15 protein-coding genes are annotated in these 16,336 nt (G+C 68.6%); 9 read left to right on the top strand and 6 right to left on the bottom strand.

Going from position 1 to position 16,336, the window contains the following annotated elements; translation table 11 throughout:
• Nucleotides 1-497: 497 nt before the first annotated feature.
• The 6 genes from ACL03I_RS16450 (at nucleotide 498) to ACL03I_RS16425 (ending at nucleotide 6,523) form a co-directional block, all read left to right on the top strand.
• Nucleotides 498-1,052: a hypothetical protein gene (locus ACL03I_RS16450; protein ID WP_364433457.1), complete on the top strand. Its 555-nt coding sequence runs from the start codon at nucleotides 498-500 to the stop codon at nucleotides 1,050-1,052.
• A gap of 238 nt (nucleotides 1,053-1,290) precedes the next feature.
• The gene (locus tag ACL03I_RS16445) at nucleotides 1,291-2,493 is read left to right on the top strand and encodes a transcriptional regulator (RefSeq protein ID WP_412806367.1); all 1,203 of its coding nucleotides are present in this window, start codon (nucleotides 1,291-1,293) and stop codon (nucleotides 2,491-2,493) included.
• 106 nt (nucleotides 2,494-2,599) lie between these two features.
• Complete coding sequence (exaC, locus tag ACL03I_RS16440) at nucleotides 2,600-4,117, top strand: acetaldehyde dehydrogenase ExaC (protein WP_355076347.1); 1,518 nt, start codon at nucleotides 2,600-2,602, stop codon at nucleotides 4,115-4,117.
• On the top strand, nucleotides 4,117-4,518 hold the full coding sequence (locus ACL03I_RS16435) for a DUF779 domain-containing protein (protein WP_412806366.1): 402 nt from the start codon (nucleotides 4,117-4,119) through the stop codon (nucleotides 4,516-4,518). The genes exaC and ACL03I_RS16435 overlap by 1 nt, the downstream gene beginning before the upstream one ends.
• A gap of 144 nt (nucleotides 4,519-4,662) precedes the next feature.
• Nucleotides 4,663-6,072, top strand: coding sequence for an MDR family MFS transporter (locus ACL03I_RS16430; RefSeq protein WP_355076351.1), 1,410 nt, complete (start codon nucleotides 4,663-4,665; stop codon nucleotides 6,070-6,072).
• 85 nt (nucleotides 6,073-6,157) lie between these two features.
• Nucleotides 6,158-6,523: a DUF4345 family protein gene (locus ACL03I_RS16425; protein ID WP_355076352.1), complete on the top strand. Its 366-nt coding sequence runs from the start codon at nucleotides 6,158-6,160 to the stop codon at nucleotides 6,521-6,523.
• 14 nt (nucleotides 6,524-6,537) lie between these two features.
• On the opposite strand, the gene ACL03I_RS16420 is transcribed toward ACL03I_RS16425, so the two are convergent.
• Nucleotides 6,538-7,974: an amino acid permease gene (locus tag ACL03I_RS16420; RefSeq protein ID WP_355076354.1), complete on the bottom strand. Its 1,437-nt coding sequence runs from the start codon at nucleotides 7,972-7,974 to the stop codon at nucleotides 6,538-6,540.
• A gap of 209 nt (nucleotides 7,975-8,183) precedes the next feature.
• Between ACL03I_RS16420 and ACL03I_RS16415 the strand changes: the two genes are divergently transcribed.
• Together ACL03I_RS16415 and ACL03I_RS16410 are read left to right on the top strand one after the other, a co-directional pair.
• The gene (locus tag ACL03I_RS16415; protein ID WP_364433472.1) at nucleotides 8,184-9,368 is read left to right on the top strand and encodes a serine hydrolase domain-containing protein; all 1,185 of its coding nucleotides are present in this window, start codon (nucleotides 8,184-8,186) and stop codon (nucleotides 9,366-9,368) included.
• Between the two features lie 67 nt (nucleotides 9,369-9,435).
• The gene (locus ACL03I_RS16410) at nucleotides 9,436-10,428 is read left to right on the top strand and encodes an LLM class flavin-dependent oxidoreductase (RefSeq protein WP_356965329.1); all 993 of its coding nucleotides are present in this window, start codon (nucleotides 9,436-9,438) and stop codon (nucleotides 10,426-10,428) included.
• Nucleotides 10,429-10,434: 6 nt separating this feature from the next.
• On the opposite strand, the gene ACL03I_RS16405 is transcribed toward ACL03I_RS16410, so the two are convergent.
• Nucleotides 10,435-11,262 (bottom strand): NADPH-dependent oxidoreductase, encoded by an 828-nt coding sequence (locus ACL03I_RS16405; protein ID WP_356965330.1) that lies wholly within the window; start codon nucleotides 11,260-11,262, stop codon nucleotides 10,435-10,437.
• A gap of 110 nt (nucleotides 11,263-11,372) precedes the next feature.
• On the opposite strand from ACL03I_RS16405, the gene ACL03I_RS16400 reads away from it, so the two are divergent.
• Nucleotides 11,373-12,128 (top strand): siderophore-interacting protein, encoded by a 756-nt coding sequence (locus ACL03I_RS16400; RefSeq protein WP_412806365.1) that lies wholly within the window; start codon nucleotides 11,373-11,375, stop codon nucleotides 12,126-12,128.
• Nucleotides 12,129-12,132: 4 nt separating this feature from the next.
• On the opposite strand, the gene ACL03I_RS16395 is transcribed toward ACL03I_RS16400, so the two are convergent.
• The 4 genes from ACL03I_RS16395 to ACL03I_RS16380 form a co-directional block, all read right to left on the bottom strand.
• A complete protein-coding gene (locus tag ACL03I_RS16395) occupies nucleotides 12,133-13,344 on the bottom strand; it encodes a NupC/NupG family nucleoside CNT transporter (protein ID WP_412806364.1) in 1,212 nt (403 codons plus the stop codon).
• A 166-nt stretch (nucleotides 13,345-13,510) separates the two neighbouring features.
• The gene (locus ACL03I_RS16390; protein ID WP_412806363.1) at nucleotides 13,511-14,560 is read right to left on the bottom strand and encodes an ABC transporter substrate-binding protein; all 1,050 of its coding nucleotides are present in this window, start codon (nucleotides 14,558-14,560) and stop codon (nucleotides 13,511-13,513) included.
• A 2-nt stretch (nucleotides 14,561-14,562) separates the two neighbouring features.
• Nucleotides 14,563-15,450, bottom strand: coding sequence for an ABC transporter permease (locus tag ACL03I_RS16385; protein WP_356965336.1), 888 nt, complete (start codon nucleotides 15,448-15,450; stop codon nucleotides 14,563-14,565).
• Nucleotides 15,440-16,246 carry an ABC transporter ATP-binding protein gene (locus ACL03I_RS16380; protein WP_412806362.1) on the bottom strand — a complete coding sequence of 269 codons (807 nt, stop codon included), beginning with the start codon at nucleotides 16,244-16,246 and terminating at the stop codon, nucleotides 15,440-15,442. The genes ACL03I_RS16385 and ACL03I_RS16380 overlap by 11 nt, the downstream gene beginning before the upstream one ends.
• Nucleotides 16,247-16,336: the final 90 nt, after the last annotated feature.

The raw sequence follows: 16,336 nt of genomic DNA, 5'->3' as shown, positions 1-16,336 counted from the left end.
TCTGCCGCCGGGGGCGAGACGATCGCCGATCCCACTTCGCTGCCGGCACCCCTACGCTCGAGGCATCAGCGATGGCCCGCGGGATGAGCGCCGCCGCGACGACCGCGACCACGCACTACCGGCGCCGCGGCCACCGCTCACCTGAGTGCAGTGGGGGCATTGACGCAGCATCCCCGCAGCGCCCAGCTGTCGCTATTGACTGAATCGCTCTCGGAACCAGGACTTTTTGCTGAAATCGCCCCACGCGCTTGACCAATTTTGCTGCGCCGCAGGCCAATAGCACATATTCGGCAATCGGCAGCATCGTATCGACGAAACCACCAGTGTCCCCGCATAATTCATGCGCGCATTCGTCGCGAGCGCTGCACGGATTTTTCCACGGAATTCGCAGAACGATTGCTTCGGGAATCCACTGCGGCCAGAATGGTGGGGCCGAGAACCGGCATCTTGGGGATTCGTCGGCACTCGTGGCCGACACGACTAAGTGGGGAAATACGATGAGAGTCAATAGATTCGCCGCAACCGCCCTACTCGCGGTCGGGGCCACCGGAATTGCGACGGGCGTCGCGCACGCCCAGCCCGCCACGCCCGCGCAGGTCAGTGTGCACGGTGTCGAGCAGGGCCTCGGTTTCACCTCGGCTCCCGCCGCCGACGGGACAGGGGTGGTCACCACCCTCGACGCGGGCACCTTCGCGTTGACGGCCGACGCCGCGGCGGTCGAGCTGCGGAGCGAAACGGGACAGGTCGTCGCGACGCTGCCGCTGGCGTTCCAGGCCTCCGGCGCGACCCACGGGCTGGCCCCCGCGATCACCGACGCGGGCCGCACCCTCACGGTGACGCCGGTGGGTTCGCCCGCCACCACCGAGCGCCTCAACCAGTTCGTCGGTGAGGACGAGACGCTCGCCCGCAAGCAGTACAACGCCGGGATCGGCGCCCTCATCGGCGCGGGGATCGGCGCCGTGCTCGGCTTCTTCCTCGGCGGGGTCGGCGCGCTGGTCACCATCCCGATCGGCGCGGGCATCGGTGCGCTGATCGGTTTCTCCACGCCGTAGTCGGCCGGTTCGGTGTGCGGCCGCCGCAGGGCGACCGCACACCGATCGCCGGTCGAACCGCCGGGATTCCCTGGCGCGTGCGCTCGCGCGCCACTCGCCGAGGGGGACGCGGCGATCCGACCGTCGATGGTTGCCGTCCAGCCCCGTGGACCGCGAGCCAAAACCAAATGCCCGGCCGTGCGCTGGGGCATGATGGGATGGCACGGAGACGATCGGAGCGAGACACAGGATCCGCGAGATGGCACAGCGCAGTTCCCTCTCGCAGCGGCGCGCTGCACTGGAACAAGAGTGGTCCCGATGGATACCGGCCGGGACACCGCAGGGTGATTCCGCGCTGCGCAGCGAGGTGGCGCAATCATGGCTGCGGTCGCTGCGCACCGTCGATCCGTCCTGCGAGCACGCGCCAGTCGCCGACGCCGACGTGACCGCGCGCTGGGCCGCGTCTTCTTTGCGCACACCGGTATCCGAGTTGACCGATCAGTTGCGCGACATCACCGAGGGCGCGGGCTACGTCGCGGCGATCACCGACGAGACCGGAACCATCCTCTGGTCGCACGGTGGTCCGGTGATGCGCCGCCGCGCCGAACAGGTGAACTTCGCGCCGGGCGGTCGCTGGGACGAGGCGCACATGGGCACGAACGCGCTCTCGCTGGCGCTGCGCACCGAACAGCCGCACACGGTGTTCTCCGCCGAGCACTTGGTCGCCGCACTGCACGGCTGGGTCTGCTACTGCGCACCCATCCGTGGCGCGGACGGTCGCCAGCTCGGCGTACTCGACCTGTCCACCACCTGGGACCGCGCCCACCCGCTGGCCATGTCCACCGCCCGCACCCTGGTCACCGCCATCGAGACCAAGCTGCACCACCGGATGGCCGCGCCCGGGGTCCGACTGACCTGCCTCGGCGCGGCCCGCTTGATCCGGGACGGCGCACCCGTCCGGCTACGCCCGAGGCACCTGGAGCTACTGACGCTGTTGGCGCTCGAGCCCGAGGGCTTCACCCACGAACGCCTGCACTTCGCGGTGTACGGCGACCGGCCGGTCGGCACGAGCACGCTCAAATCGGAGATGTCCTATCTGCGTCGCGCCACCGGCGGAGACATCGCCAGCCGGGTCTATCGGCTGGTGAGCCCCCTGTCCTGTGACGCCGTGGACGTGCTCGCGGCGCTCGAAGCGGGCGACACCGCGACGGCGGTCGAGTTGTATCGCGGCCCCTTGCTGCCGGATTCGGACACGCCGGGCATCGTGCAGTGGCGCGAGTACCTGGAAGTCGGTGTGCGCACCGCGGTGCTGTCCAGCGGAAACGTCGAGCACGCACTGCGCTACGGGGAGCGCGCACCGCACGACATAGAGATCCACGAACACGCGTTGCGCTTGCTTCCCCGGGGCGACGGGCGCCGGGCGCTCGCGGTCGCCCGTTTGCACGGCGCGCTGCGCGACTGAGCTCGCGCGCCTCAACGTTTCGTCAACCCTCGCGGGGCATAGTGACCCGCATCACGGCCGACCCGCCGTGTGCATCACGTCCGCAACCAGCGAGGAGTCACCCGCCATGAGCTACGCGAAGCCGGGAACCGAGGGCAGCGTCGTCGAATTCGCCACGCGCTACGACAACTTCATCGGCGGTGAGTGGACCGCGCCGGTCGAAGGCCGCTACTTCGAGAACCCGTCGCCGGTGGACGGCCAGACGTTCTGCGAGGTCGCGCGGTCCTCGGCCGCCGACATCGACCTGGCCCTGGACGCCGCGCATCAGGCGGCCGACGCGTGGGGCGCGACGTCGACGACCGAACGGGCCAATATCCTCAACAAGATCGCCGACCGGATCGAGGACAACCTCGAGGCGCTGGCGGTGGCCGAAACGTGGGAGAACGGCAAACCGGTACGGGAGACGCTGGCCGCCGACCTGCCGCTGGCGGTCGACCACTTCCGCTACTTCGCCGGGGCGGTCCGCGCCCAGGAAGGCGGGATCAGCGAAATCGACGCCGACACCATCGCCTACCACTTCCACGAGCCGCTCGGCGTCGTCGGCCAGATCATCCCCTGGAACTTCCCGATCCTCATGGCCACCTGGAAGCTCGCGCCCGCCCTCGCCGCGGGCAACGCGGTGGTGCTCAAGCCCGCCGAGCAGACCCCGGCCTCGATCCTGAAGGTCGTCGAACTGATCGCCGATCTGCTGCCGCCGGGAGTCCTCAACGTGGTCAACGGCTTCGGCGTCGAAGCGGGCAAGCCGCTGGCAGCCAGCCCGCGCGTGGCCAAGGTCGCCTTCACCGGCGAGACCACCACCGGCAGGCTGATCATGCAGTACGCCAGCGAGAACATCATCCCGGTCACGCTCGAACTGGGCGGCAAGAGCCCCAACATCTTCCTGCCCGACATCATGGCCGCCGACGACGCCTTCCTGGACAAGGCCGTGGAGGGCTTCGTGATGTTCGCGCTCAATCAGGGTGAGGTGTGCACTTGTCCGTCCCGCGCGCTGATCCACTCCTCGATCTACGACGAGTTCATCGCCCGGTGCATCGAGCGGACCAAGGCCATCCGCAGCGGCAATCCGCTCGACGAGGCCACCATGATCGGCGCGCAGGCCAGCAACGACCAGTTCGAGAAGATCCTGTCCTACATCGACATCGGCCGCCAGGAAGGCGCCGAGGTGCTCACCGGCGGCGGCCCGCGCAAGGTCGACGAGTTCCCCGGCGGCTTCTACGTCGAGCCCACGATCTTCTCCGGCCGCAATGACATGCGGATCTTCCAAGAAGAGATCTTCGGACCGGTCGTGTCGGTGACCACGTTCGACTCCGTGGACGAGGCGCTGAAGATCGCCAACGACACCCTCTACGGACTCGGCGCGGGTGTGTGGACCCGCGACATCAACGCCGCCTACCGCTTGGGCCGCCAGATCAAGGCGGGCCGGGTGTGGACCAACTGCTACCACGCCTACCCCGCGCACGCGGCCTTCGGCGGGTACAAGAAGTCCGGCATCGGACGCGAGAACCACCGCATGATGCTCGACCACTACCAGCAGACCAAGAACCTGCTGGTCAGCTACTCGCCGGACAAGCTCGGGTTCTTCTGATGCCGCAGCCGGCCCGCCGCGTCGAGTTCACCGGACCCGCGGAAGCGCTGCTGCGCCGACTGATCGAACAGCACGGTCCGGTGATGTTCCATCAGTCCGGCGGCTGCTGCGACGGCAGCGCACCGATGTGCTACCCGCGCGGCGAGTTCCGGGTCGGCGGGTCGGACGTGCTGCTCGGGTATCCGGCGGCGGACACCCCGTTCTGGATGAGCGCCGACCAGTACGACTACTGGCGGCACACCCATCTCACCGTGGACGTGGTGCCCGGCCGAGGTAGCGGGTTCTCTCTCGAAGCGCCCGAAGGCGTGCGCTTCCTGATCCGCTCGCGGCTGCTCACCGACGAGGAACTCGCCGTACTCGAAGCCGAACCGCCACCCACCGGGGCGGATCTGTCCCACTGAAATCGGAGCACGGGCTGCTCACCGATGCTCCGGTGAGCAGCCCTTCCCGGTTCACAGGGCGGACAAAAATTCCATGCGGGAATAGTCGGCAACCGGATACGGTCGTTCGAGGTGGTTAGACAGGCGAACGAGAGGGGCCGCGGGGTGGCGACCGAGACCGCGACGGTGTCCGTGGGTTTCCGATCCGAGCGCGGTGCCATTCTCGGCTCGCTGATGCTGGCGACCGCGCTGGTCGCGCTCGACTCGACGGTCATCGCCACGGCGGTGCTCACCATCACCGACAGTCTCGGCGGCTTCGCGCAGTTCCCCTGGTTGTTCTCCATCTATCTGCTGGCGCAGGCGGTGACGGTGCCGATCTACGGCAAACTCGCCGACACCGTGGGCCGTAAACCGGTGATCCTGTTCGGCATCGCGATGTTCGCGCTGGGTTCGCTGCTGTGCGGCGTCGCGACCAGCATGCTCGGACTGATCGTCTTCCGCGCCGTCCAGGGTATCGGCGCGGGAGCGATCCAGCCGATGACGATGACGATCGCGGGCGACTTGTACACGCTGTCCGAGCGTGCCAAGGTCCAGGGCTATCTGGCCAGCGTGTGGGCCATGTCGAGTGTGGCAGGCCCGCTGCTGGGCGGCCTGTTCGCCGAGTACGTCAGCTGGCGCTGGATCTTCCTGATCAACCTTCCGCTCTCCGCGCTCGCCGGATGGATGCTGGTGCGTAATTTCGCCGAGAGCGCGCCCCGGCAGCGGCAGAGCGTCGACTATCTGGGCGCGGCACTGCTGACGTTCGGCGCGGGCGCGTTGATCCTCGGACTGCTCGAAGGCGGGCAAGCCTGGGCGTGGTCGTCTCCGTCGAGCATCGGGATCTTCGCGGGCGGCGCGGTCGTGCTCGTGCTGTTCGGGCTGGTGGAACGCGGAGCGCGGAATCCGATCCTGCCGCTGTGGGTGTTCACCCGGCGCGTCGTGATCGCCAGCAGCTTGGCGTCGGTGCTGGTCGGCGCCGTCGTGCTCGGCGCGACCTCCTATGTCCCCACCTTCACCCAGGGCGTGCTGGGCACCGGGGCGCTGGTCGCGGGTCTGACGGTGGGCGCACTCACGCTGGGGTGGCCGCTGGCCGCGTCCCAAGCGGGAAAGGTGTACCTGCGCTTCGGCTTTCGCACTACTGCCTTGATCGGTAGCGGATTGGCCGCCCTCGGCGCCACCAGCACGTTGTTCATCACGCAGCATTCCACCCTGTGGCAGGTCGCGGCGTCCTGCTTCGTGATCGGCACCGGGATGGGACTGGTCGCCACCCCCACCTTGATCGCCGCGCAGACCAGCGCCGAATGGACCGAGCGGGGTGTGGTCACCTCGGCCAACATGTTCGCACGCTCGATCGGCAGTGCGGTGGGCGTCGCGGTGTTCGGCGCCATCGTGAACTCGCGCGTCGGCCACACCGATCATCCGGAGCCCGCCACACTGGCCTCGGCGGTGCATCTGGTCTTCGTCACGATCGCGGCGATGGCCGTCGTCCTGCTCGTCGCCTCGGCCATGATGCCCCGGCGTTCGGCGAACGCCTGAGGCGGAGACAGCGGGTTTTCGGAAGCGTTCGAACCGCGGCCGGCGCAAGCTGGCGTTCCAGCCGAACGAGATTCTGGAGGTCGCAGTGGCGCAGGCCGTATGCGTAATAGTCGGCGTGTTCTTCCTGGGTATGGGTATCTACGCGCTCGCCGCGCCCGCCGCTCTGATTCAACCGTTCGGCATCCGGCTCACCGAACCGAGCGCGCGCTACGAGGTGCGCGCCGTCTACGGCGGCTTCGGACTGGCGATGGCGGCCGTGCTCGCGGTGGCCGCCATCGACCTCGCAGGGCTGCGCGGCGGGATCATGGTCGCGATCGGCGCGGCACTGGCGGGCATGGCCCTCGGCCGGGTGCTCTCGGCCGTGCTCGATGAGCGAACCGCGTTCTATCCCACCTGGTTCTACGGCGCGGTGGAGGCGATCGGCGCCGCCGCGCTCTTCCTCGCCGTCTAGCGGAAAACGGGCCGTCAGCTGGTGTGCGTAACGTCGGTCGGCGTGCTGGAACTGCCGAGTTTGCGCAGCACGAAGTATCCGGCCGACACCAGCACCGCCCACACCGCGCCGACGACGAGGGCCGTGCGCCCGCTGTCGGTGAACAACAGCAGCACGACCACCAAACCGAGGAACGCCAGCGCGAGCACGGTGGTGTAGGGCGCGGCGGGCAGCCGGTAGTCGCTGGCGGGCAGTTCGCCGCGGGCGACCTTGGCCCGGTAGAGCAGGTGACAGACCAGGATGACGCCCCAGACGAAGATGATGCCGATGGTCGACACCGAGGTGATGTAGGCGAAGGCCTTGTCCGGGGAGATGACATTGACGATCACGCCGATCACCATCGCCGCCGCCGACACGGAGATCCCCACATAAGGCACCGCGTTCGCGCTCAGTTTGTTCAGCCGGGCGGGCGCCTCGCCGTGCAGCGACAAGGTGCGCAGCATCCGGCCGGTGGAGTAGATCCCCGAGTTACACGATGACAGCGCCGCGGTGAGCAGCACGAAGTTGACGATGCCCGCCGCGCCCGGGATGCCGATCAGCTCGAAGACCTCCACGAACGGGCTCTTGCCCGCGTGGAAATTGCGCCAGCTGGACACCGACATGATCACAACGAGCGCACCGACATAGAACAGGCCGATCCGGAAGGGGAGCGTGTTGATCGCCTTGCGCAGAGTCTTGCGCGGCTCGCGCGCCTCCCCGGCGGTGACGCCGACCAACTCCACGCCGACGTAGGCGAACAGCACGATCTGCAAAACGAGCAGCGACTGACCGATGCCGTTGGGGAACACGCCCCCGTCGGCCCACAGATTGGTGACGGTGGGGTTCGTCGCGTGCCCGAAGCCGAACAGCAGCACGCCGATGCCGAGCAGGATCATGCCGACGATCGCGGTGACCTTGATGGTGGAGAACCAGAACTCGCCCTCGCCGAACAGCCGCACCGAGATCAGATTCGCGCAGAACATCACCGCGAGCACGACCAGCGCGGTGACCCACGGGGCGATGTCGAACCAGTACTCCACGTACTTGCCCGCCACGGTGATCTCGGCCATGCAGGTGGCCACCCACACCGCCCAGTACGACCAGCCGGTGACGAAGCCGGCGAAGCGGCCGAGGAACTCGTGCGCGTACTCGGCGAAACTCCCCGAGATCGGCCGGTAGGTCAGCAGTTCGCCGAGCGCCCGCATGATCACGAAGATGGCCAGGCCCGCCGCCAGGTAGGCCAGGATCAGGCCGGGCCCGGCCTGCTCGATCGCGCCGCCCGCGCCGTAGAACAGGCCCGTGCCGATCGCGCCGCCGATGGCGATCATCTGGATGGTGCGCGGGCTCAGGCCCCGGGCATAACCCTCCGAGTCGCCGGTGTCCGCCGGAACCGATGGTCCCGCGTCCTGGAGGTGACGGTCGGAGGCTGTCATACTGCGGTCCTTTCGCTGGGCAGCGATGCGACGATCCGGTCGCCGAACACGCGACGTCGGATCATCGCACGTCCGGTCCGGAGCACGTGGTCACGCTACCGCCCCGCCCGCGCGCGCGTCGTCTCCGGGCCGACCGCGGCGGTCGTGCGCGGTTACCGGACGGGCGTCCGGCATGCCATCATCGGATTCCCCGACGATGGGTTCCCGTCATGACCGAATCGCCGTCCCGGCGCACGCGAACGCGCCGCTACGCGCTCCGCACCGCCGTCGTCCTGCTCGCTGTCGTCGCCGTCTTGGCCGGCGCGGCGTTCGCGACGACCGCGGTCCTGCACATCCCGGCCCCGCCGACGCTGCTGCGACTGCTGACCGACCCGCCTTCGACACAGGGCGAACTGTTCGAGAGCCGCACGGTGGCCGCCTCCCCCACGCCGCGTCCGCTGCCGGTCGCACCGCGGCCGCTGCCCGACGGGGTGCCGTGGAAGGGCTCGCAGATCTCGGTCGCCGACTTCCTCGGCGCCACGCACACCAATTCGTTCCTCGTTCTGCGCGGCGGCGCTCTCACCCACGAGTGGTATCGCGACGGCGTCACGGCCACCACCCGCCAGTCCTCGTGGTCGGTAGCGAAGTCCGTCGTGTCACTGCTGACCGGCCGCGCCATCGCGGCGGGGCGGCTCAACGAAGACGACCGCCTGGTGCGAATCCTGCCCGAGCTGACCACCGGCGGCCCGTACGACACCGTGACCATCCGCGACTTGCTGGACATGGCCTCCGGCGTCGACGTCGACGAGAACTACAACAAGTACATGCCGCTGACCGGCACCGCCCGGATGTACCTCACCGAGGACCTCGCCGGGTTCGTCCGCGAGCATCAGGGCCTGCGGTTTCCGCCGGGCAGCGCGGGCGAGTACCGCAGCGTGGACACCCAGCTGCTGGGCATGGCGCTGGCGCGGGCCGAGGGCCTGCCGCTGAGTGAACTGCTGGAACGCGACCTGTGGGCTCCGATCGGCGCCGAGGACGCCGCGCTGTGGAATCTCGATCGCGCGGGCGGTCAGGAGAAGGCGTTCTGCTGCCTGAACGCGACGGCCCGCGACTTCGCCAAGATAGGCCAGATCGTCTTGGACGGCGGCCGCGTCGGCGACGCGCAGATCGTGCCGCCGGCCTGGATCGAACGCATCCGCACCCCGGTCCACCGGGTGGGCGACTGGCCCTACGGCGCGCAGTGGTGGCACCCGACCGGTGGGGACGGCGCCGATCTCACCGCCGTCGGCGTCTACGGCCAGTACGTCTACGTCGACCCGCCCAGCGGCACCGTCATCGTCAAACTCAGCGACTACGGCACCACCCAGGACGAGCAGGAGACCATCGAGGTGTTCCGCGCGATCGCGCGCGGCTGAGCCGGCCGGCGAAATACACCGGGGACCCGCGACGTTGGCAGTGGAGATCGCCACTGTGAGGAGACCCATGATCGACGTCCCGCTGTCCGTACTGGATCTCGCGCCGGTGCAGTCCGGCCGCACCGTCGGCGAGGGGCTCGACGCGACCACCGAATTGGCCCGGCGCACCGAGGCTTTGGGCTACCACCGCTTCTGGGTCGCCGAGCATCACAACATGCCCGGCATCGCCAGTTCGGCGCCGAGCGTGCTGCTGGCCCACCTGGCCGCGGCCACCTCGACCATCCGCGTCGGCTCCGGCGGGGTGATGTTGCCCAACCACGCGCCGCTGGTGGTCGCCGAGCAGTTCGGCACCTTGCACGCGCTGCATCCCGGACGGATCGACCTGGGCATCGGACGCGCGCCGGGCACCGACCAGGCGACCGCACGGGCGCTGCGGCGGACCGCGGACGGACTGTCGGCGGAGTCGTTCCCCCAGGAACTGGCCGCGTTGCTGGGCTACTTCCGCGGGTCCGACCCCGGCGGCATCGCCGCCACGCCCGGGCGCGGTGAGGAACCGGAGGTCTGGCTGCTCGGCTCCAGCGGCTACAGCGCCCAGGTCGCGGCGCTGCTCGGGGTCCCGTTCGCCTTCGCACACCACATCGCCCCCGACAACACCGAGCCCGCGCTCGCGCTCTACCGCGAGCACTTCCGGCCTTCGGAGCGCCTGGAGCGCCCGCATGCGATGGTCGCGGTCGCGGCGATCTGCGCGGACACCGACGAGCGCGCCGAAATCCTGGCCGGCCCGCGCGACCTGGCCTTCCTGAACCTGGTGCGCGGCACACCGCAGGCACTGGCCACGCCGGAGGAAGCGGCCGCGTTCCGTCCGTCGGAACAGGAGCGCACGTTCATCCGGCAGCGCCGGGCCGGGCAGTTGCTCGGCTCCCCGGAGACGGTGCGCGGTCAGCTCGAGGATCTGCTGCGCCGCACCCAGGCCGACGAGCTGATGATCAACACGCTGGTCTACGACATCGACGACCGCGCCCGATCGTTCGAACTGCTCACCGAGAAGGTCGCGGCCTGAGGCGGGTCAGTGCAAGCGGAAGCCGTGGTTGGCCAGCGATTCCCGCAGCCGATGTCTGCCGTTGAGTGCCGCCGCGGAGGCGAGCCGGGCCAGCACACGTTCGGTCCAGGAATGCGAGAGCCGTTGTTCGGCATAGAATTCCGCGATCCGGGTCTCGTACTCGGCCACGTGCACCCGCTGCGCGTCCAAATCGTAGGTCTCCCGATGCAGGACGGCGTCCTGCGGCAGGCGCGGCTTCACCCGCGCGTCCTCGGCGGGATCCGGGTGACCGACCAGCAAGCCGAAGACGGCGAAGACCTGCGGCGGCAATCCCAGCTCGGCGGCGACTTCCTCCGGCTTGTTGCGCAGCGCGCCGATGTAGACGGTGCCGAGCCCGAGCGATTCCGCCGCCACCACCGCGTTCTGCGCCGCGAGCGCGGCGTCGATGAATCCGACGTAGCTCGATTCCAGGTAGTCCGCGCCCTCCAGCGGCGCGCTCCGGTCTTCGGCGAGCTGGCGCAGGCGCGCGAAATCGGCCGTCCAGACCAGCAGCACCGGCGCTTGCACGATGTGGGCCTGATCGCCCGCGAGCGCGGCCAGGCGCGCCTTGCGTTGCGGGTCACGCACCGCGATGACGCTCCAGACCTGCAGATTCGACGAGGTCGGCGCGGACTGCGCCGCGGAGATCAGCAGCCGCAGTGTGGCGTCCGGCACCGGGTCGGACAGGTAGCGGCGCACCGAGCGATGCTCGTGCAGCACCTGCAGGACCTGGTTCCACTGCGCGGGTTCGACCGGTTGCGGGTCGCGGTAGCGCTGTTGCACGGCGTGGGTCGGGGTCGGCACGGACTGCGTCATGGGCATCATCCTTTCGCCAGGACGGCGCGCCGTCAGCGGTTGGCCGCAGCCTGAGCGGAACACAGGTAGGGTAAGTAAGGCAATCCTAATTGTTTATATCGGAGGTTCTCTTGGCACGTCCCCGCACCACCCTCACGGTGCAGCGCACCGAATGGCTCACCCCGCACTTGATCCGGGTGTACCTCGGCGGTCCCGGCTTCGCCGCGTTCCGTCCCAGCGAGTTCACCGACTCGTACGTGAAATTCATTTTCCCGCAGGACGGGAACGAGGTGCTGCGCACCTACACCGTCCGGTCCGTCGACCCCGTCGCCGGAGAGATCGCGGTCGACTTCGTCTACCACGGCGCGGAGGGCATCGCGGGACCGTGGGCTGCCGCGGTCCAGCCCGGCGAGACCATCGATTTCCATGGCCCCAACGGCGCCTACGCCCCGCGCCCGGACGCCGACTGGTATCTGCTGGCCGGTGACGAGGCGGCGCTGCCCGCCATCGCCGCCGCGCTCGAGGCGATGCCCGGCGAGGCGACGGGGCTGGCGTTCGTCGAAGTCGCAGGTCCGGACGACGAACTGCCGGTGAAGAAGCCGGACGGCATCGATCTGACCTGGCTGCACCGCGGCGCGCGGCCCCCTGGCGAGGTGCTCGCCGAGACCGTTCGCTCCGCGCCGTGGACGCCGGGGCAGGTCCAGGTGTTCATCCACGGCGAAGCCGAAGCGGTCATGAAAGACCTGCGCCGCTACATCCGCAAGGATCGCGGCGTTTCCGCCGAGTGGGCGGCGTCGATCTCCGGATATTGGCGCCGCGGCCGCACCGAGGAGGGCTTCCGGGAGTGGAAGGCCGAACTGCGGGCGGTCGAGGGGGCCAACGGCTGAACCGTCAACTCAGCAGTCCGACGATGGTGGCGGACAGGAAGCTGACCAAGGTGGCGCCGTAGAGCAGGCGAAGCCCGTTGCGGGCGATGACGGTGCCTTGTTTCTCGCTGAGGCTGCGGACCGCGCCGGTGACGATGGCGATGGTGGAGAAGTTCGCGAACGACACCAGATAGGTGGAGACGATCGCGACGGTGTGGTCCGACAGTCCGGCGTGTTGCCGGTTCAGTTCCTGCATGGCGACCACTTCGTTGGACACCAGCTTGGTGCCCATGAACCGGCCCGCGGCCGCCGCCTCGTCCCACGGGATGCCGGTCAACCAGGCCAGCGGGGCGAAGACGTGGCCCATCACGTCCTGGAACGTGGTGCCGTGGAACAGCGCCGCGAAGATTCCGTTGACCATGGCGAGCAAGGCGATGAATCCGATCAGCATGGCCGCGACGGTGAACGCGACCTTGAAGCCGACCAGGATGTATTCGGTGAGCATCTCGAAGAACGATTGCCGCTTACGGCTGTCGGCGATCTCCTCGCCGATCAGCCGGGCGTCGTCGGCGGCGCCGACCTTGTAGGGGTTGATCAGCGAGCACACCACGAAGGCGCCCAGCATATTCAGCACGATGGCCGCGATCACGTACTTCGGGTCGATGAGCACCATATAGGCGCCGAGGATGCCCGCCGAGACCGTCGACATCGCCGAGGCCGCCAGGGTGTACATCCGCTGCGGCGGAATGTCGTCGAGCATGGCCCGCAGCGAGATGAACACCTCTGATTGGCCGAGGATGGCGGAGGCGACCGCGTTGAACGATTCGATCCTGCCGAAGCCGCTCACCCAGGCCAGCAGCAGGCCGAGGTACTTGATGATCAACGGCAGGACCCGCAGGTGTTGCAGGATGCCGATCAGCGCGGACACGAGCACGATCGGCATCAGCACCGCGAACAGGAACGCGGGCCCGCCGCTGCCGACGGCGGGCAGGTCGCCGAATACGAACGCGGTGCCCTGGGCGGCGTAGCCGAGGATGTGGGCGAAGGCGTCGCTGACCGCGCGGATCACCGTGCCTCCGATCCCGGTCTTCAGCAACAGGAAACCGAGCGCGAGTTGCACGATCAAAAGGACGGCGATCCGCGGCAGCCGAGCGGCGGCGGCGCGGCGGTCGGTACTGGGCAGCCAGGCCAGCAGCAGGAAGCACATCAGCCCGGCGAATCCGATCAGATGATGCACGCGCACCTCGGCTGCCGTGACGTACTTCGGCTTATGGGAGCACCTCTCATGTCGGTTTATGGTGCGGTGTCTCCACAGTTGAGAAGCTCGGCGCGGCTGTCGGCGCACCGGCCGCCGACCGGCCGCCCGGGACGATTCCGGGCGTCCGGGCATGGTTCACCGGCCGCTACGGTCGCGGCGCGCGCAACGCCTCCTCCACGAACTGCGTGGTGTAGGTCTCGGACAGGTCGATCCGATCGCGCACGGGACGCACGTTCTTCGAGTACTTGCCGAGGATCTCCAGAACGTTCTGCGCGCCTTCGGGTTTCATCAACCCGTCGCCGTTGAACATGCCGATGGAATCGCGGATCGACTGGACGTAGAGGTCCTTGCCCGCGCTCGCGTACTGCGGCGGCATCTTCTCGGCGATCTCCTCGGGCGTGTGCGTCCGGATCCACTGCAGCGTCTGCACGAACGCGGCGGCGAGCTTGCGCACGATGTCCGGGTGGGCATCGATCGTCGCGCAGCTCATGTAGAGCGACGTCGCCGGATACAGCCCGCCGAGCGCGGCCCTGGTGCCCGCCTCGGTGCGCAGGTCGACGAGGACGCGCGCATCGCCGGAGTTCACCATCTGCGCCACCGTGGGATCGGTGGTCATGCCCGCGTCGATGCCGTCGTGGTTCATGCCCGCGATGAACGTCTGCCCCGCACCCACTTTCACCCGGGTGTAATCGGCGGTGCTCATCCCGGCCTGGCCGGTGAGCGCCTGGGTGAGGAAGTCGGTCGACGAGCCGAGCGAGGTCACGCCGAGCTTCTTGCCGCGCAGATCGGCGACCGAGGTGATGTCCGCGTCCGCCTTCGACACCAGTTCGACCTCACCGGGCACGTCGGACATCTGCACCACCGAGCGGATGCATTGGTCCTTGGCCTGCAGATCGATGGTGTGGTCGTAGAAGCCGACCACGCCCTGCACGTCGCCGGTGAGCAACGCCGTCTCGGCCGTGGCTCCGGACTGCTCGCCGAGCAGTTTCACGTCGATGTCGTTGCGCTCGAAGAAGCCGAGTTGCCGGGTCAGCACGGCGGGCAGGTAGATCACCTTCTCCATCCCGCCCACCATGATGGTGATCTGCGGTCGGCCGTCGGCCGTCGGAATGGCGCGGGAGTCCCGGCATCCGGTGGCCGCCAACAGTGCCGCGATCACGACGGCGACGAGCGCGAGTTGCTTGCGATGCCTCATGGTCAGATCCCGTGGTTCGAGGTCGCCTGCGATGGCCGCCATTTCAGCAACCGGTTCTCCGCCATGCCGATCCCCCACTCGGCGATCAGCGCGGCCACGGTGACGATGATCATGCCCGCGTAGATGCCCGCCGAGTCGAAGGTGCCCTGCGCGTTGCTGATCAGCAGACCCAGGCCCTTGCTCGCGCCCGCGTACTCGCCCACCACCGCGCCGATCAGCGCGAAACCGAAGGCGGTGTGCAGGCTGGAGAGGATCCAAGTGGTCGCGCTCGGCAGCACGATCGACACCAGCACTTGCCTGCGGCTCGCGCCCAGGATACGGGCGTTGTCGATCACATTGCCGTCCACTTCCCGCGCACCGGTGAACGCGTTGAAGAACACCGCGAAGAACACCAGCACCACCACGGTCGCGACCTTCGAACTCAGGCCGAGACCGAACCAGATGATGAACAGCGACGCCAGCACGATGCGCGGAACCGCGTTGAGCGCCTTGATGAACGGCGCGAGCACCTCGGCCCAGTACCGGCTGCGGCCGAGCAGCACGCCCAGCACGACGCCGGCCACCGTGCCGATCACGAAACCGAGCACGGCCTCCTGCACGGTGGTGTAGATCTGCAGCCAGATCGAGCCGAATTGCGTCCCCTCGGTGAACCATTCGACCAACCGTGCCCAGATCAGCGACGGCTTCGAGTAGAAGAACGGATCGATCCACACCGTGGCGGTGAGCTCCCACGCACCCAGCCACAGCGCTACCAGCGCGACGCGTAGGCCCCAAGTCCGGATCCGGGCGCGCCGCGCGGCGGTACGCACCCGGGCCAGGATCTGTGCCTCGGTCTCGTTCTCCACCGCGGGCTCGTCGACGGCGTCCTGCACCAGCACGTCATGCGACACGGGAGGCTCCCTTCGCCCGAGCGGCCTCGACCTGATCGCGCAGCGTCTCCCAGATCTCCTTGTAGATGTCGCGGAACTCGGCGGTCAGCCGCACGTCCTCGACACTGCGCGGCCGTGTCAGGCCCACCGTGAAGTCTCCGCAGACGGTGGCCGGGCTCGCGGTCATCACGACCACCCGGTCGGCGAGCACGATCGCCTCCTCCAGATCGTGGGTGACGAAGACGACCGCCGCGTTGGTGCCCGCCCAGACGCGCAGCAGCTCGTCCTGCATGAGCTGCCGGGTCTGCACGTCCAGCGCGCTGAACGGCTCATCCATCAGCAGGATCTCCGGCTCGTTGACCAGTGTCTGTGCCAGCGCCACGCGCTTGCGCATGCCGCCGGACAACTGGTGCGGGTAGTAGCTCTCGAACCCGGCCAGACCGACCTTGCGCACCCATCCGGACGCCTTCGCCCGCGCCTCGGCCTTCGACGCGCCGCGCAGGCGCGGGCCGAGCGCGACGTTGTCCAGCACGCTCTTCCACGGCAGCACCGCGTCCTGCTGGAACATGTAGCCGATGCCTTCGGGGATGCCGTCGACGTCCTTGCCGCGCACCAGCGTTCGCCCGGCCGAGGCCGGTTCCAGCCCGGATACCAGCGACAACGTGGTGGACTTACCGCATCCGGTGGGGCCGACGACGGCGACGAATTCGCCGGGGCGCACCGTGAGGTTCAGATTGCGCATGGCGGTGTGGATGCCACCGCCGGTGCCGGGGAAACGCTTGGTCGCGTTCCGCAGCTCGATGAGGGATTGCGTCATTGCTTCCTACTTCTGCGAGATCGGGTAGGGCGAACGTACGTGGCCCCGGTCACACGCCGGAGCTTGTGCGCACAACCGCCACAAACGCGG

The organism is Nocardia sichangensis (assembly GCF_047200615.1).
GTDB lineage: Bacteria > Actinomycetota > Actinomycetes > Mycobacteriales > Mycobacteriaceae > Nocardia > Nocardia sichangensis.
Note: the sequence above shows the minus strand (reverse complement) of the source record. Positions and strands in the feature narration are given on the sequence as shown.

Coding starts and splice junctions, on each gene's coding strand:
- ACL03I_RS16435 (WP_412806366.1), top strand. CDS start 4,117: ATGCCGCAGCCGGCCCGCCGCGTCGAGTTCACCGGACCCGCGGAAGCG.
- ACL03I_RS16405 (WP_356965330.1), bottom strand. CDS start 11,262: ATGACGCAGTCCGTGCCGACCCCGACCCACGCCGTGCAACAGCGCTAC.
- ACL03I_RS16450 (WP_364433457.1), top strand. CDS start 498: ATGAGAGTCAATAGATTCGCCGCAACCGCCCTACTCGCGGTCGGGGCC.
- ACL03I_RS16410 (WP_356965329.1), top strand. CDS start 9,436: ATGATCGACGTCCCGCTGTCCGTACTGGATCTCGCGCCGGTGCAGTCC.
- ACL03I_RS16420 (WP_355076354.1), bottom strand. CDS start 7,974: ATGACAGCCTCCGACCGTCACCTCCAGGACGCGGGACCATCGGTTCCG.
- ACL03I_RS16390 (WP_412806363.1), bottom strand. CDS start 14,560: ATGAGGCATCGCAAGCAACTCGCGCTCGTCGCCGTCGTGATCGCGGCA.
- ACL03I_RS16380 (WP_412806362.1), bottom strand. CDS start 16,246: ATGACGCAATCCCTCATCGAGCTGCGGAACGCGACCAAGCGTTTCCCC.
- ACL03I_RS16445 (WP_412806367.1), top strand. CDS start 1,291: ATGGCACAGCGCAGTTCCCTCTCGCAGCGGCGCGCTGCACTGGAACAA.
- ACL03I_RS16415 (WP_364433472.1), top strand. CDS start 8,184: ATGACCGAATCGCCGTCCCGGCGCACGCGAACGCGCCGCTACGCGCTC.
- exaC (WP_355076347.1), top strand. CDS start 2,600: ATGAGCTACGCGAAGCCGGGAACCGAGGGCAGCGTCGTCGAATTCGCC.